15 protein-coding genes and 2 pseudogenes are annotated in these 15,459 nt (G+C 70.2%); 12 read left to right on the top strand and 5 right to left on the bottom strand.

Features of this window, described 5'->3' with window-relative positions:
* Positions 1-5 precede the first annotated feature (5 nt).
* Positions 6-643, bottom strand: a pseudogene (locus IE198_RS11545) (ATP-dependent Clp protease proteolytic subunit).
* 81 nt (positions 644-724) lie between these two features.
* Here IE198_RS11545 and IE198_RS11540 point away from each other — a divergent pair.
* Positions 725-1,006 (top strand): type II toxin-antitoxin system Phd/YefM family antitoxin, encoded by a 282-nt coding sequence (locus IE198_RS11540; protein ID WP_189885453.1) that lies wholly within the window; start codon positions 725-727, stop codon positions 1,004-1,006.
* A gap of 72 nt (positions 1,007-1,078) precedes the next feature.
* Here the strand turns inward: IE198_RS11540 and IE198_RS35110 are convergent.
* Positions 1,079-1,326 (bottom strand): annotated as a pseudogene (locus tag IE198_RS35110) (ABC transporter permease); the annotation flags it as partial.
* Positions 1,327-1,600: 274 nt separating this feature from the next.
* Here IE198_RS35110 and IE198_RS11535 point away from each other — a divergent pair.
* The 7 genes from IE198_RS11535 (at position 1,601) to IE198_RS11505 (ending at position 6,538) form a co-directional block, all read left to right on the top strand.
* On the top strand, positions 1,601-1,810 hold the full coding sequence (locus IE198_RS11535; RefSeq protein ID WP_189885451.1) for a hypothetical protein: 210 nt from the start codon (positions 1,601-1,603) through the stop codon (positions 1,808-1,810).
* Positions 1,811-1,956: 146 nt separating this feature from the next.
* Positions 1,957-2,259, top strand: a complete 303-nt coding sequence (locus tag IE198_RS11530; protein WP_189885450.1) for an urease subunit gamma — start codon at positions 1,957-1,959, stop codon at positions 2,257-2,259.
* Positions 2,260-2,272: 13 nt separating this feature from the next.
* Positions 2,273-2,584 carry an urease subunit beta gene (locus IE198_RS11525; RefSeq protein WP_189885448.1) on the top strand — a complete coding sequence of 104 codons (312 nt, stop codon included), beginning with the start codon at positions 2,273-2,275 and terminating at the stop codon, positions 2,582-2,584.
* Positions 2,577-4,298 (top strand): urease subunit alpha, encoded by a 1,722-nt coding sequence (locus tag IE198_RS11520; RefSeq protein ID WP_189885446.1) that lies wholly within the window; start codon positions 2,577-2,579, stop codon positions 4,296-4,298. The genes IE198_RS11525 and IE198_RS11520 overlap by 8 nt, the downstream gene beginning before the upstream one ends.
* A 70-nt stretch (positions 4,299-4,368) precedes the next feature.
* On the top strand, positions 4,369-5,031 hold the full coding sequence (locus IE198_RS11515) for an urease accessory protein UreF (protein WP_189885444.1): 663 nt from the start codon (positions 4,369-4,371) through the stop codon (positions 5,029-5,031).
* Between the two features lie 51 nt (positions 5,032-5,082).
* Positions 5,083-5,760, top strand: a complete 678-nt coding sequence (gene ureG / locus IE198_RS11510; protein ID WP_189885442.1) for an urease accessory protein UreG — start codon at positions 5,083-5,085, stop codon at positions 5,758-5,760.
* Between the two features lie 7 nt (positions 5,761-5,767).
* On the top strand, positions 5,768-6,538 hold the full coding sequence (locus IE198_RS11505) for an urease accessory protein UreD (protein ID WP_189885441.1): 771 nt from the start codon (positions 5,768-5,770) through the stop codon (positions 6,536-6,538).
* A gap of 12 nt (positions 6,539-6,550) precedes the next feature.
* On the opposite strand, the gene IE198_RS11500 is transcribed toward IE198_RS11505, so the two are convergent.
* From IE198_RS11500 to IE198_RS11490, 3 genes are all read right to left on the bottom strand, one after another.
* Positions 6,551-7,582: an NAD-dependent epimerase/dehydratase family protein gene (locus IE198_RS11500; protein WP_189885643.1), complete on the bottom strand. Its 1,032-nt coding sequence runs from the start codon at positions 7,580-7,582 to the stop codon at positions 6,551-6,553.
* A gap of 86 nt (positions 7,583-7,668) precedes the next feature.
* Positions 7,669-8,391: a lysophospholipid acyltransferase family protein gene (locus IE198_RS11495; protein ID WP_189885439.1), complete on the bottom strand. Its 723-nt coding sequence runs from the start codon at positions 8,389-8,391 to the stop codon at positions 7,669-7,671.
* Positions 8,392-8,512: 121 nt separating this feature from the next.
* Positions 8,513-10,840, bottom strand: a complete 2,328-nt coding sequence (locus IE198_RS11490; protein ID WP_189885437.1) for a phosphoketolase family protein — start codon at positions 10,838-10,840, stop codon at positions 8,513-8,515.
* Between the two features lie 317 nt (positions 10,841-11,157).
* Here IE198_RS11490 and qcrB point away from each other — a divergent pair, with 317 nt between their 5' ends.
* From qcrB to ctaF, 4 genes are all read left to right on the top strand, one after another.
* Entirely contained in the window at positions 11,158-12,795 is a 1,638-nt protein-coding gene (qcrB, locus tag IE198_RS11485; protein WP_189885435.1) for a cytochrome bc1 complex cytochrome b subunit, read from the top strand.
* Between the two features lie 115 nt (positions 12,796-12,910).
* Positions 12,911-13,108 (top strand): hypothetical protein, encoded by a 198-nt coding sequence (locus tag IE198_RS11480; protein ID WP_189885433.1) that lies wholly within the window; start codon positions 12,911-12,913, stop codon positions 13,106-13,108.
* A 212-nt stretch (positions 13,109-13,320) separates the two neighbouring features.
* A complete protein-coding gene (gene ctaD / locus IE198_RS11475; RefSeq protein WP_373299829.1) occupies positions 13,321-15,003 on the top strand; it encodes an aa3-type cytochrome oxidase subunit I in 1,683 nt (560 codons plus the stop codon).
* On the top strand, positions 15,000-15,389 hold the full coding sequence (gene ctaF / locus IE198_RS11470) for an aa3-type cytochrome oxidase subunit IV (protein ID WP_189885431.1): 390 nt from the start codon (positions 15,000-15,002) through the stop codon (positions 15,387-15,389). Before ctaD ends, ctaF begins: the two co-directional genes overlap by 4 nt.
* Positions 15,390-15,459: the final 70 nt, after the last annotated feature.

The following is a 15,459-nucleotide window of genomic DNA, read 5'->3' as shown; positions in this document are numbered from 1 at the left end:
CGCGCTCACCTCGCCGGTGAGGGAGGTGTGGCCGAGGGCTTGCGGGAGGTGATGACGTGGTCGATCAGTCCGTACTCCTTTGCCGCCGCCGCGTCGAAGATCTTGTCCCGCTCCAGGCCGGCCGCGATGCGTCCCGGGCTCTGGCCGGTGTGGCGTCCCAGCATCCCCGCCAGTTGCTCACGCAGTCGGAGCAACTCCGCGGCGTGGATCTCCAGATCGGACGGCTGCCCGCGCAACGGCTCCTCGTGCGAGGGCTGCTGGATCACGATGCGGGCGCCGGGCAGCGCCATGCGCTTGCCCGGCGTGCCGGCGGCGAGCAGGGTGGCGGCGGTCTGGGCGCCCTGGCCGATGCAGGTGGTCGCCACGTCGCAGGTGACGACCTGCATGGTGTCGTAGACGGCGGACATGGCGCTCGGTGGTCCGCCCGGCGAGTTGATGTAGAGGCAGATGCCCGGTCGGGGGCCGCGTACTCGAGGTGCAGGAACTGTGCGATGACGTCGTTGGCGGCGGTGTCGTCGATCGCGGTCCCGAGGAAAACGATCCGCTCGTCCATCAGTTTCGAGTACGGGTCGACGGTGCGCGTTCCCGTCGACGTGCGTTCGGTGAAGTCCGGCAGGACGTGGCGGGCGGCGGGGCGGTTCATGGCGTACCTCTCCTCGGGCGGTGGCCGTTTCGCGGCGTCTGTAAAAAATGTACAGGACGTACAGACCGTTATGATGGGGGCATGGCCTACGAGATTCCGGTGACGCAAGCCCGCGCAGAGCTCGCCGAACTGATCAACCGTGTCGTCTACGGCGGGGAGCGCGTGGTGGTGACCCGGCACGGGAAACCGCTTGTGGCCCTGGTGTCCGCTGCCGACCTGGAGCGCCTGGAGGGTGCGGCGGAGGCGGCCGAGGAGCAGGTGATCAGCTCCGTCTCCTCTTTCGGATCGACGTCCTCGGCTTCCGGGAGTCGTGGCCGCTTCGGCCTGACGGCCGAGCACCACCGCCCCGAGGACCGCGGCTAGGGTCCCTGCGGAGCAGGAGGCCGCGCGTTTCCGTCCACTTGAGCGAGGGCACGACGCGGCCGGTCGGTGGTGTCAGGCGACCGGTACGGGGGAGGGGCGGGCCGATCCGGTCGCGGGCAGGAATCGGCGCCGGCCGCCGGCGAGCACGGCCCTGAGGCCGAGGGCCGCCTCCGGACGGAGAGCGTCAGCGGTGACATGGCGGCGCCCCTCCCGTCGAAGTACGCCACCGAGCGCAGCAGCGTCGCGCCCGCGCCCGGCGGCAGCCACCCGAGGGCGCCGGCCGGCTCGGGCAGTAGCTCCGGTGCGGACGCGGCGCCCGAGGCGGCGCCGCGACGACAGCGCGGTACACGACCTGATCGAGCCCATCGCCGACGAGGCGTTCGACGGGATCCGCGCCGCCTTCGAGGAGGCCGCGCGGACCATCCGAGCCCCCCAGGCTCGACGTGCTCCTCGGACGCGTGCTGCGGCGCATGCTCGTCGAGCAGGTCCCGGGCGGCGACCGGCGGGCCCTCGCCCGGCCGATCGTCCAGGTGGGGACGAAGACCCTGCGGCAACGACCGGCCGGCCGTGGTGCTCGGGGACGGATACAACGGCATGCGCCAGGCGTGGGCCGAGCTCGTCGGCGCCTACCCGGCCGCCGGCCGGGTGGAGGCGGACGTCGACCCCGACCATCTGGCCCGCACCCTGATCGCCGCTGCTCAGGGGGCCATCGCCCAGCAGGCCCTCTTCGGCGATGTGCGGGTCGAGGTCCTGAAGGACGGGCTGCGCGCCCTGAGATCGATGGCGGAGACCAAGATCAGTTAACGCGCCGGAAAAGTGCCGGAAAAATCCGCGTCCTAACCTTCAACGCCTGGTCGTGAGATGACCCTGCGCAGGTCAACAGAGCGTTGAAGTGCGTTACGGTCCATCGCGCCCATGTTGTACGGGCCGGACGACAGTGAGGTGGACGCGTGCAACTCTCCCCGCACGAGCAGGAACGGCTTCTCATCCATGTGGCCGCCGACGTGGCGGAGAAGCGGAAGGCGCGTGGGGTGAAGCTGAACCACCCCGAGGCCGTCGCCCTCATCACCGTGCACATCCTCGAGGGCGCCCGTGACGGCCGCAGTGTCAGCGAACTCATGGCGTCAGGACGCAAGGTGCTCACCCGCGAGGACGTGATGGACGGCATCGCCGAGATGATCCACGACGTCCAGGTGGAGGCCACCTTCCCCGACGGGACCAAGCTCGTGACCGTCCATGAGCCGATCGTCTGAGGGGGCTGCGCACATGATCCCCGGAGAGATCCTGCACGACGACGGTCCCGTCCCGCTCAACGAGGGCCGTGAGACCACCCGCCTCACCGTCGTCAACGCCGCGGACCGCCCGGTGCAGGTCGGTTCCCACTACCACTTCGCCGAGGCCAACCCCGGCCTCGAGTTCGACCGCGCCGCCGCCCGCGGCAAGCGGCTGAACGTCGCGGCCGGCACCGCCGTACGCTTCGAGCCCGGCATCCCCGTCGAGGTGGAACTCGTACCGCTCGCCGGCCACCGGATCGTGGCCGGGCTGCGCGGAGAGACCGGAGGACGCCTCGATGGCTGAACTGCACCGCGCCGTGTACGCCGACCTGTTCGGCCCCACCACCGGTGACCGCATCCGCCTCGCCGACACCGACCTGCTCGTCGAGATCGAGGACGACCGCTCCGGCGGCCCGGGCCGCGCGGGCGACGAGGCGGTGTTCGGCGGCGGCAAAGTGATCCGCGAGTCCATGGGCCAGTCCCGTACGACACGGGCGGAAGGGGCACCCGACACCGTGATCACGGGGGCTGTGATCCTTGACCACTGGGGTGTGGTCAAGGCCGACATCGCCATCCGTGACGGGCGGATCAGCGGTATCGGCAAGGCGGGCAACCCCGACACCATGGACGGCGTCCATCCGGATCTGGTCATCGGGCCCGAGACCGAGGTCATCGCCGGCAACGGGAGGATCGTCACCGCCGGTGCGGTCGACGCGCACGTCCACTTCATTTCGCCGACGCTCGTCGAGCAGGCGCTCGCCACCGGAGTGACGACCCTCGTCGGGGGCGGCACCGGACCGGCGGAAGGAAGCAAGGCCACCACGATCACACCGGGCCCCTGGCACCTTGCCCGGATGTTCGAGGCGCTGGAAACCTACCCCGTCAACATCGGCCTGCTCGGCAAGGGCAACACGACCTCCCGCGACGCCATGTACTCCCAGCTGCGCGGCGGCGCCCTCGGATTCAAGATCCACGAGGACTGGGGTGCCACTCCGGCGGTCATCGACGCGTGTCTGGGCGTCTGCGACGAGACCGGTGCCCAACTCGCGATCCACACCGACACACTGAACGAGGCCGGGTTCGTCGGCGACACCCTCGCGGCCATCGCGGGCCGTACCGTCCACGCGTACCACACCGAGGGCGCGGGCGGCGGCCACGCTCCCGACATCATCACGGTCGTCTCCGAGCCGCACGTACTGCCCAGTTCGACCAACCCGACGCGGCCGCACACCGTCAACACCATCGACGAGCACCTCGACATGCTGATGGTCTGCCACCACCTCAACCCCGCGGTCCCCGAGGACCTCGCCTTCGCGGAGTCCCGCATCCGGCCGTCCACCATCGCGGCGGAGGATGTCCTGCACGACCTCGGAGCCATCTCGATCATCTCGTCCGACTCGCAGGCCATGGGGCGTATCGGCGAAGTGGTCCTGCGCACATGGCAGACCGCGCACGTGATGAAAAGACACCGGGGCGCCCTCCCGGGCGACGGACGCGCCGACAACCACCGGGCACGGCGCTATGTCGCCAAATACACGATCAACCCCGCGGTCGCTCAAGGTCTCGACAGCGAGATCGGCTCGGTGGAGACCGGTAAACTCGCCGACCTCGTGCTGTGGGAACCCGCGTTCTTCGGAGTGAAGCCCCAGCTCGTGATCAAGGGCGGACAGATCGCGTACGCGCAGATGGGTGATGCGAACGCCTCCATTCCGACACCGCAGCCGGTTCTTCCGCGCCCGATGTTCGGTGCCCTGGGCCGCGCGGCGGCCAGGAGCTCGGTCAACTTCGTCGCGCAGGCGGCGATCGAGGACGACCTGCCCGGACGGCTCGGCCTGGACAAGAAGTTCATGCCCATCCGCAACACCCGACGGGTCACGAAGGCGGACATGCGCGAGAACGACGCCCTGCCGCAGGTGGAGGTCGACGCCGACACATTCACGGTGACCATCGACGGCGAGGCCGTCGAGCCGGCACCCGCCGCCGAACTGCCCATGGCCCAGCGATACTTCCTGTTCTGATGACGACCAGGAACCCCGCCGCCACCGGGGCGGGCCCACGGTGCGGAACGAACGGGCGGGGTGAGCCGGCATGAGCCGCGCGACACTCCTCGTCCTCGCCGACGGCCGTTTCCCCGCCGGAGGTCACGCGCACTCCGGCGGTGCGGAGGCGGCCGTCCGCGCCGGGCGCATCAATGACGCGGCGGACCTCGCCGCGTTCTGCCGCGGTCGGCTGCACACCGTCGGCCTGACCTCCGCGGCCCTCGCCGCCTCCGCGGCCCTCGGCAACGACCCGGTCGAACTCGACGCCGCCGCCGACGCACGCACTCCGTCGCCGGCCCTGCGGGCAGCGGCCCGCAGGCTCGGCCGGCAGATGATGCGCGCCGCCCGCGCCACCTGGCCGCACCCGCTGCTCGACGCGCTCGCCGCCCGATTCCCGCGCGGCACGCACCAGCCTGTCGTCCTGGGCAGCGCCGCCCGGGCCGCGGGACTCGGCGCCGAGGACGCCGCGTACTGCGTGGCCTACGAGACGATCAGCGGCCCTGCGACCGCGGCCGTACGGCTGCTGAGCCTGGACCCCTTCCAGGCGACCGCAGTCCTCGCCCGCCTCGCACCCGAGACCGACGCGGTGGCGGCACGGGCCGCCGCCGCCGCGCGGGACGGCGTCGACGCCCTGCCCGCCGCGTCCGCGCCGCTGCTGGAGATCACGGCGGAGGAGCACGCGGCCTGGCCGGTACGCCTCTTCGCGTCCTGACGGGGCGGGCCCCGCACCGTCACGTACCGATATCCGCCAAGGAGCCGCACCGTGCACCTCGACCATCACCACGACACCCCCGCGGCCGTCAGCGCCGACGCCGCACGCCCCGACGGCACCCGGCGCGCCCTGCGGATCGGCCTCGGCGGGCCGGTCGGATCCGGCAAGACCGCGACCGTGGCCGCCCTGTGCGCCGCGCTGCGCGACAAGCTGTCCATCGCGGTCGTCACCAACGACATCTACACCCGCGAGGACGCCGAGTTCCTGCTGCGCAATGCGGTCCTGCCGTCCGAGCGCATACAGGCCGTCGAGACCGGAGCCTGCCCGCACACCGCCATCCGCGACGACATCTCGGCGAACCTCGAGGCCGTGGAGGACCTCGAGGACAGCGTCGGCCCGCTCGACCTGATCCTCGTCGAATCGGGCGGCGACAACCTCACCGCGACGTTCTCCAAAGGTCTCGTCGACGCCCAGATCTTCGTCATCGACGTCGCCGGCGGCGACGACATCCCGCGCAAGGGCGGCCCCGGCGTCACCACCGCCGATCTGCTCGTCGTCAACAAGACCGACCTCGCGCCGCACGTCGGAGCCGACCTCGCCCGCATGGCGCGCGACGCCAAGGCACAGCGGGGTGAACTGCCCGTGCTCTTCACCTCCCTGCGCGCTGAGGAAGGCGTCGCCCCGGTCACCGCATGGGTACGGGCGCAGCTCGCCGCCTGGACCGCCTGAGCAGCCCATGAGCATCGACGCAACCGCCCGGATCGTCGCCGACCGCACCGGCCTGCCCGTCCTGGCCGGCGACGGACCGATCGCCCTGCGCCGCACCCGGGCCCACGGGCCCGGGCACCGGGTGACCGTCGTCGGCGCGATGAGCGCCCCGCTCGGCGGCGACCGTCTGGCGATCGAGGCCGAAGTGCTCGACGGTGCGCATCTGACCGTAGACTCCGCCGCCGCGACCATCGCGCTGCCCGGCCACGGGGCGGAGCACGCCACGTACTGCATCACCCTGGATGTGGGTGAGGACGCCGAACTGCACTGGCTGCCCGATCAGTTGGTCGCCGCCCGGGGCAGCGACCTTCGGATGCGCACCCGGGTCCGGCTTGCCCCCGGCGCTCGGCTGGTGCTGCGCGAGGAGCAGATCCTCGGGCGGTACGGGGAGGAGCCCGGCACCCTCACCGCCCGGCTCACCGTCCACCGCGCCGGCCGGCCCCTGCTCGACACCGAGCTCGCCTGTGGCCCAGGCGCTCCCGGCGGTTGGGACGGTCCCGCCGTGCTGGCCGGTCACCGGGCCGTCGGCCAACTCCTCGTCGTCGACCCCGTGTACGAGGACAGGCCGCCCGAGCCCCGGCTGCTGGGCCCCACTGCGGCGCTCACCCCGCTGGCCGGTCCCGCCGCGCTGGTCACAGCGCTCGCACGGGACGCGCTCACCCTCCGCCGTGTACTCGACCGTGCCCGACAGGATGTGCTCGGCGGCCTGCACGGCGCGCATTCCCCTGGCCGGCCGTGACATTCCGTACCGTCAGCCCGCCATGTGCTGCCCCAGCCACGCGTCCTCCGCCACGTAGTCGAAAAGGACGTCCCCGCCGTAGTTGGCTGCCATCTTCGGGAAGGCCTCGGTCCAGTGTCTGCCGTGCAGCTGTGCCGCGACCCATTCCACGGTCGCCGGCAGCGACTGCGCGTACTCCGTCACGGGGCGATAGCCCAGTTCGCGTTCCGCCGCGCCCATGTCGTAGACCACCGGATGCGCCCCTGACCACGGCGTCTCACCGACCGACGGGGACGGGGGAGGTCCCCCGATCAGGAACGTCTCGCTCGGTCGGAAGCCGGTCACCTCGTCGATGGCGGCGGCGATCTCTGCGACGGTCGGTGCCCCGGGGTCGGCGGCGTTGAGCACCCTTGGGCCCGGCCGGAGCGCCGCCAGCCGGATCAGCTCCGCCACATTGGACACGTGGACCGGGTGGAACCTGCTGCCACCGCCGTACGCCAGCACACGCACCGGGCGACGGTCCAGCGCCCGCTTGACGAAGTACAGCTCGCGCGGGGTGCGGCAGTGCGGCCCGTGAATGGCGCCCGCCCTCAGCAGCGTCACCGGCAGTTCGCCGGCGGCCGCGAGCAACTCCCGCTCCAGCGCCACCTTACGGGTGCCGTACGTCGAGTCCCCGGCGTCCACCGTGGGCTGTGCCTCGGGGATCGGCACCGGGTAGCGCGGAAATCCGTCGGGCCGGCCCTGGGTGTCGAAACTGCGTCCCTGATCGTCCTGGTAGACCGCGCCGCTGGAGATGACGACGGCCGACCCTATCCGGTCCGACAGCGCACCGAGCTGACGGGCGTGCCCGGGACCGAAGGCGACCATGTCGACAAAGACGTCACAGCCCTCGCCGACGGCACCCGCGAGGGCCGCGTCGTCCCCGCGGTCCACGGACACATGCCTGACCCCCTCGGGCCAGGTCCCGCCTCCAGAACCACCGCGGGAGCCCGCCCTCACGTCCCACCCGTCCGCCGCCAGCGCGGCAACCGCAGCCCGACCCACCTGCCCCGTCGCGCCGAGCACGAACACGCTTCCTCCGGTCATGCGAGGAACGCTAGGCGTGCGGACGCCTGCTGCCCAGGAGAATATGCCGAGCGCAGAACCGGCCCTCAGCCGCGCCGCTTCGGGAACCTCTTCGGCCTGCCGCCGTGCTGCTCCTGCTCCTCGGCCTTGACCTCGGCGGCGTAGCGGTCGACGTACTCCTGGCCGGAGAGCTTCAGGATCGCGTACATGATCTCGTCGGTGACCGCGCGGATCGCCGCCTTCTCGTTCTCCATGCCCGCGTACCGCGAGAAGTCCAGCGGCTCCCCGAAACGGACCGTGACCCGCTTGATCTTCGGGATCACCTGTCCGGGCGGCTGGATCTCGAACGTCCCCACCATCGCGCACGGCACCACGGGCACACCCGCCTTCAGAGCCATGACGGCGACCCCGACCTTGCCCTTGTAGAGCCGGCCGTCGTGCGACCGGGTGCCCTCGGGGTAGATGCCCAGCAACTCGCCCTTGCCCAGCACCCCCAGCCCCTCGCGGATGGCCGCCTGACCGGCCTCCTTGCCCGAGCGGTCGACCGGGATCTGTCCGGCGCTGCGGAAGAACGTGGCGGTCAGCCGGCCCTTGAGGCCCGGACCGGTGAAGTACTCGGCCTTGGCGAGAAAGGTGATGCGCCGCTTGATGATCGCCGGCATCAGGAAGTGGTCGGAGAACGACAGGTGATTGCCCGCGACGATGGCCGCACCCTCGTCGGGAATGTGCTCCAGCCCTTCGATACGCGGCCGGAAGAGCAACCGCAACAGCGGCCCGAGAAGGACGTACTTGAGCACGTAGTAGAACACGGGGTCCCTCCAACTCTGCCGGGGTCGGCTCTGTGGCCGCGTTCTGCCGAATCGCTGTGCGAGCCTGCATGACGGTTCGTCATGTCCGGCCGGATGGTGACCGATCGTAGCCCGGTCCGGCTCAGGACCTCCACGCCCAGGCAGCGATCTCTGCGGGATCGACGCCCGTGCGCCGCAGTTCTTCGCGAAGCCGGTCGCGGTGGTGCGCATACCGTGCGGCCAGGTCGCCGGTGGCCCCGGGTCGGCCACGCAGATGCCGCAGCGCCGTGATCGCCAGGTCGTGACGGGAGACGCCGTTGCTCGCAAGCAGGTCGTACGGGGTGGTCGTGGTGCCTTCTTCGACGTAACCGCGCACATGGAACCGGTCGGGGCCGGGCCTGCCGTGCAGCAGTTGGTGCACGGCCGAGGGATAGCCGTGGAAGCCGAGGACCACGGGCAGGTCCGTGCCGAACAGCGCGTCGAAGTCGGCGTCCGGCATGCCGTGCGGATGCCGGTCGGGCGGGGCGAGCGTGCACAGGTCGACGATGTTCACGACCCTGATGCGCGCTTCCGGCAGATCGCGGCGCAGCAGTTCTGCCGCCGCCAGGGTCTCGACGGTCGGGATGCCGCCCGCGCATGCCAGCACCAGTTCCGGGTCCCGCCCCTCGTCGCTCGAGGCCCACCGCCACACGGATGCGCCGGCCTCACAGTGCCTGCGTGCCTCGTCGAGGCCGAGCCACTGTGCCGCCGGGTGCTTGCCGGCCACGACCAGATTGATCCGGTCGGTGTCCTGCAGCACCCGCTCCATCGTGACGAGCAGAGTGTTCGCGTCGGGCGGCAGATACACGCCGGTCACCGTGGACTTCTTGGTGAGCAGATTGTTGATGAAGCCCGGACCCTGGTGACTGTACCCGTTGTGCTCCTGGCGCCAGCCCTCGCTGGTCAGCAGGTAGTTGAGGCTGCTTACGGGAGCTCGCCAGGAGACCTCGCGGGACATCTTCAGCCACTTCGCGTACTGGTTGAGCATGCTGTCGACGACCGAGGCGAAGGCCTCGTACGTCGGGAACAGCCCATGACGTCCGGTCTGCAGGTAACCCTGCAGCCAGCCCTGGCAGTTGTGCTCGGAAAGGATCTCCATCACGCGACCGTCCGGCGCGAGGTCCTCCGCGTACTCCTCGACGGGCCACACACAGGCGCGACCGGTCGCTTTCAGCACGCCGTCCAGCTTGTTGGAGGCGAGTTCGTCGGGGGACATGATGCGGAAGTCCCGGCTCGAGCCGGTTCGGCGCATGATCTCCGTCAGCCAGTCCGCCAGCACCTCGCCCGGGCTCGCCGTCGCGCTGCCCGGGCCGTCGCCGACGTCGACCGCGTACGGCTCCAGGGGCGGCAGATCGAGCGGCCGGCGCAGCCGCCCGCCGTCGCCGGCCGGCTGCATGCCGATACGCCGCCCGCCGGACGGGCACGCGGCGAGCACCTCCGCCGTCGGCCGGCCGTGTTCGTCGAACAGCTCCTCGGGGCGGTACGACCGCAGCCAGGCCTCCAGGGCGGAGAGCTGCACAGGATCGTCGTGTACACCGTCGAGCGGAACCTGGTGCGAGTGGAACGTCCCCTCGATGCGCTTCCCCTGGACCTCCGCCGGTGCCCCCTGCCCCTTGAGGCTGCGCAGCACGATCATCGGCCACCTGGGGCGCTTCGGGGGCCGCCCTTCCCGCGCGCGCCCCTGGATGTCGCGGATGTTGGTGTGTGCGGCGCGCACCGCGGCGGCGACCGGCTCCCCGTCCGGGTCGTCCGTGACGTCGACGATCCGCGGATCCCAGCCGTAGCCGCGGAACAGCGCCATCAGATCGTCGTCCGACATGGTCGCGAACACGGTGGGGGAGGAGATCTTGTAGCCGTTCAGATGCAGCACGGGCAGCACCGCGCCGCCGGTCACGGGATCGAGGTACTTTGACGAGTGCCATGCGCCGGCCGTCGGGCCCGTCTCCGCCTCACCGTCCCCGACGATGCAGACGACCAGCCGGTCGGGAGCGTCGAAGGCCGCACCGAACGCGGTGGCCAGCGCGTAACCGAGCTCGCCTCCCTCGTGGATGGTGCCCGGCACCGCCGGGGAGAGGTGGCTGGGGAAGCCGTCGGGAGCGCAGTAGCGCCGGGCGAGCTCCGTCAGACCGCTCTCGGTACGGGACAGGGCCGGGTCGTACTCCTCGTGCGTGCCCTCGAGCCAGAGGTTGGCGTGGTTGGCCGGCGCACCGTGGCCGGGCCCCGTCACCAGCAGGACATCGGCGTCACGTTCGCGGATCAGATTGTTGGCCGCTGAGTACACCATGGTGATACCGGGACATGACCCCCAGTGGCCCAGCAGCCGGGGCTTGAGGTGGTCGGCGCGCAGCGGCTCGCGCAGCAGCAGGTTGTCACGGAGGAAGATGAGCGCGGCGGCGGTGTAGTCGGCCGCGCGGCGGTATGCCCGCGTCATGGCGTCACTCCGGGGCCGCGCTCGGCGGATTCGCCGTGCTGCGCATACAGCTGTTCACCGGTGCCTTCATGTCACGACCGGTACCCGGTACCGACACGGGCACGCCGGGCGCCGGGCCGAAAGGGTGACGGCGCCGTGAGCCGGCGCAGACCGCCGCGGCGGGAGCGGGCGCGGAAGGACTGCGCTTCGGACATCGACATGCCCATGTTCCACCCAATGCGGGCCTGCGCCCCGATTCGCCGCGCATGGTGCGAGTACCCCGCGCGCACCGGAGACGCGGGGCCGGCCCGACCGGTAGCTGGACAGGGAGCTGACGGATGTTGTTCCGCCGACGCAGGCAGATGCTCGAGGCGAAGGCCACGGAGGCCGCCCGTGCCGGCTACGTGGCAGTCGACCGCCGCGCACCGGCGTCCGAGGCCGCCAGGGCGCTGCTGCGCAAGGCGTTCCCCGACCACTGGTCGTTCCTGCTGGGCGAACTGGCCCTCTACAGTCTGATCGTGCTCGTGCTGACGGGCAGTTTCCTGACGCTGTTCTTCGATCCGGGAATGGAGACAGAGCCGTACGACGGCTCCTACCGGCCGCTCCAGGGCCTGCCGGTCTCGGACGCCTTCGACTCGACGCTGTACATCAGCTTCGACGTCCGCGGCGGTCTGCTGATCCGGCAGATGCACCACTGGGCCGCCCTCGTCTTCGTCACCGCCCTGGGTGTCCACCTGCTCCGGGTGTTCTTCACCGGCGCCTTCCGGCGGCCCCGCGAGATCAACTGGATGGTGGGCGTCACCCTGTTCATGCTCGCCCTGCTCGAGGGGTTCTGCGGCTATTCGCTGCCGGACGACCTGCTCTCCGGCACCGGCCTGCGCACCGCGCACACCATCGTGATGTCGATCCCGATCGTCGGGACGTATCTGAGCTTCTTCCTTTGGGGCGGGTCCTTCCCCGGCGAGATCATCCTGCCGCGGCTGTATGTCGTCCATGTACTGTTCGTTCCCGGACTGCTGATCGCCCTGGTGGTGCTGCACCTGGTGCTCGTCGTGTATCTCAAGCACACCCAGTGGCCCGCCCGGGGACGGACCAACCGGAACGTGGTGGGGCAGCCGATGTTCCCCCAGTTCGTCACCAAGTCCGCCGGTCTGAGCCTGATCGTGGCCGGTGTCACCGCCCTCCTCGGCGCCACCGCCCAGATCAACCCCGTCTGGAGCTACGGCCCGTACAAGGCCGACCAGGTCTCCACCGGCGCCCAGCCCGACTGGTACGTGGGCTTCCTCGAGGGCGCGCTGCGCCTCCTGCCGCCCTGGGAGAACACCGTGGCAGGACACACCCTCATGTGGAACGTGTTCGTACCCGCAGTGGTGCTTCCCGGCCTGCTCTTCCTCGTCCTGTACGCCTATCCCTGGTTCGAGAGATGGCTCACCGGCGACATGATGGAGCATCACGTCTGCGACCGGCCCCGGGACCATCCCACGCGCACGGGCCTGGGCGTCGCGGCGATCGTCTTCTACGCGGTGCTCCTGCTGGCCGGAGCCAACGACCTGACCGCCTTCATCTTCCAGATCTCGGTCGAAGCCCTGACATGGGTCCTGCGGATCGCAGTGATCATCGGCCCGGTGATCGCGTTCATGGTGACCAAGCGGCTGTGCCTGGCCCTGCAGCTGCACGAGCGTCACCTGGTCGAGGAAGGCGTGGAGACGGGGCGGATCAGCCAGAGCCCGTACGGCGGGATCAGCGAGAGTCACCGTCCGCTGGACGTGGACCGGTACTACCGGGCTCTCGTCCGGTACGTCCCCGAACCGTTGGACGCAGGGAAGGAACGTCCTCGGTGGCGCGGGAGCCGTCTGCGTACCGCGCTGAGCTCCTGGTACTTCCGCGACCGGGTCGAGATGCCCACCACTCCCGAGCAGCGCACCCAGATCCTCGAGCGGCAAAAGGATCCGACCGACGATCGGCAGGACACGTAACGGGACCGCGCGGTGACCTCGTGTGCCGGGCGGCGTGGGCGGGCGTGTCGGCGCCGACCGGCAGGGGTACCTGGCGCCCCGTCGGGGGGATCGACGATTCCTCGCGGCGACAGCCATGCAACGCGGAAGCAACCCCAAGAGCCCCCGCAAGGACGACGAGCTCAAGCACCAGATGCAGGGTCGTCCGAAGTCCGGGCAGCACACACACGCCGAGGACGCGAAGGACCCCGAGCCGGTGGCGGACGACGACCCCAGGACCGACAGCAGCCGCCAGGCACGGTCACGCTCCCGCAAGTCCGACGACGAACGGTGACGCCACCGGTGCCGGCAGCGCCTCCGCGCTGCCGGCACCGCCGTGCCCGGCGGGCACGGCGCGCGGAGCGGGAATGGTCCGGACGGCTCACACACAGGTTTCCGGCGGACGGCTCGGGGCTACCCACCACGCGCGGTGGTCCGCCGCCACCGCGTAGGCGACGCATCGGAGGAGCAGTGACAGAGCTGGACCACCCACGACGCCGGTTGACGGTGGATGCGTCCCTCACCCCGAGCGTCAGGGCGGGCAGCTCGGTCAGAAAGTATCTGACCACCACCGATCACAAGACGATCGGCAACATGTACCTGGCCACCTCGTTCGGCTTCTTCCTGCTGGCCGGCGTCCTGGCGATGCTGATGCGGGCGGAACTGGCCAGGCCGGGCCTGCAGATCGTCAGCTCCGACCAGTACAACCAGCTGTTCACCATCCACGGCACGGTCATGATGCTGCTCTTCGCGACCCCGACCTTCGCCGGATTCGCGAACGCCGTCATGCCCCTGCAGATCGGCGCACCCGACGTCGCATTCCCACGCCTCAACGCGCTGACGTACTGGCTGTTCCTCTTCGGCGGCCTGCTCGTGGTCTCGGGGTTCGTGCTCCCCGGGGGCGCCGCGTCCTTCGGATGGTTCGCCTACGCACCGCTGAACAGTGCCGTCCGCTCGCCCGGCGCGGGCGGTGACCTGTGGGCCATGGGACTCGTCCTGTCCGGCATCAGCACGACGCTCGGGTCGGTGAACTTCATCGCCACCATCATCACCCTGCGGGCACCCGGCATGACGATGTTCCGGATGCCGATCTTCACCTGGAACATCCTCTTCACGTCCATCCTGGCGCTGCTCGCCTTTCCCGTGCTGGCGGCGGCGCTGCTGGCGCTCGTGGCGGACCGGAAGTTCGGCGCGCACATCTACGACCCGGCCAACGGCGGTGCGTTGCTGTGGCAGCACCTGTTCTGGTTCTTCGGCCATCCGGAGGTCTACATCGTCGCGCTGCCCTTCTTCGGCGTGGTGACGGAGATCATCTCCGTGTTCAGCAGAAAACCGGTCTTCGGGTACGTGGGGATGGTGGGCGCCACGATCGCGATCACCATGCTCTCCGCGGCTGTGTGGGCGCACCACATGTTCGCCACGGGAGCGGTGCTCCTGCCGTTCTTCTCCCTGATGTCGTTCCTGATCGCGGTGCCGACCGGGGTCAAGTTCTTCAACTGGATCGGCACCATGTGGAGAGGGTCGCTGTCCTTCGAGACACCCATGCTCTGGGCGGTCGGCTTCCTGATCACCTTCCTGCTCGGCGGGCTCAGCGGCGTGCTGGTCGCGTCACCACCGCTGGACTTCCACCTCACCGACGGGTACTTCGTCGTGGCCCACTTGCACTACGTGCTGTTCGGCACGATCGTGTTCGCGATGTTCGGGGGCTTCTACTTCTGGTGGCCCAAGCTGACCGGGCGGCTGCTCGACGAACGCCTCGGAAAGATCCACTTCTGGACGCTGTTCGTCGGCTTCCAACTCACCTTCCTGGTGCAGCACTGGCTGGGCGAGATCGGTATGCCCAGGCGGTACTCGGACTATCTGGCAGCGGACGGCTTCACCGCCCTCAACACCCTGTCCTCGATCGGCGCCTTCCTGCTCGGCCTGTCCACGCTGCCGTTCCTGTACAACGTCTGGAAGACCACCAGATACGCGCCCAAGGTCGAGGTCGACGACCCCTGGGGGTTCGGTCGGTCACTGGAGTGGGCCACGTCCTGCCCGCCGCCGCGCCACAACTTCGAAGCCCTGCCGCGGGTCCGCTCCGACTCCCCGGCCTTCGATCTCCACCATCCGCAGGTGAAGCGACTCCGGCCTGCCAAACGAGATATCGCCGACCCGACCCCCGACACCCGCGGAGGGCCGAGCGAATGAAGTCCGAGGCTTTTCTGTTCGCCGGCGTCGCGCTGTTCTTCCTCCTCACGGACGCCGCCTACATCGTCTTGGCCCGCGAACCCGCCGGGACCGCGGCACTCACCGTGTCCTTCCTCATGTCGGCGCTCATCGCCTTCTTCTGCACCGCGAACTACCGCCGCAAAGGCAAGCGGCCGGAGGACCGGCCGGACTCGCAGATCCGCGAGCGCAGCGGCTTCATCGACTTCTTCCCCCCACACAGCGCCTACCCTCCGCTGACGGCGCTCGGCATGGCGCTGCTGAGCATCGGCGTCGTCTACGGGCTGTGGCTGTTCCTCATCGGTGTCGGAGTCACGGCCGCGGGTGTGTTCGGCATGACCTTCCAGTACGCCGGACGTGACGACTGATGCGGCACGGGCACAAAGGCCCGTGCCCTCCCGCCCCGTCTTGAGGACGAGGGCCATCGGTGTGCACTTG

This window comes from Streptomyces xantholiticus (genome assembly GCF_014651015.1).
In the GTDB taxonomy this organism is placed as follows: Bacteria; Actinomycetota; Actinomycetes; order Streptomycetales; family Streptomycetaceae; genus Streptomyces; species Streptomyces xantholiticus.
Note: the sequence above shows the minus strand (reverse complement) of the source record. Positions and strands in the feature narration are given on the sequence as shown.